Here is a 285-nt window from a genome sequence, read left to right as displayed (position 1 = left end):
GTGTATAAGAGACAGGAATATGAGCAGTATTTATTTTGATCTGGATGATGAGATGACGGTTTCGCAGGTTGTTTATCATGGGAATAGTCTCAACTTTCAACAACTGAGTACGAAAGAAGTAAGAATTGATTTTACGTCTTCAATTGCGGCTAATGTTTTAGATTCTCTTACCATCAACTATTCCGGGCAGCCGGCTGTAGCAAATAATGCATTTTTTAACGGAACTCAAAGCGGAACAGCAGTTTTATCGACTTTGAGCGAACCTTATGGAGCTCAGGACTGGTT

Annotated in this window: 1 protein-coding gene; it reads left to right on the top strand. The window is 39.6% G+C overall.

The window, feature by feature from the left end; translation table 11 throughout:
* Window positions 1-19: 19 nt before the first annotated feature.
* The coding region (locus ACPYOJ_RS35140; RefSeq protein WP_481420352.1) for a hypothetical protein at window positions 20-285 on the top strand (266 nt) is incomplete at its 3' end.

The sequence above is a fragment of the Rhizobium sp. SVR5-9E genome, from assembly GCF_056755095.1.
This window is presented reverse-complemented; position numbering and strand designations above follow the sequence as displayed.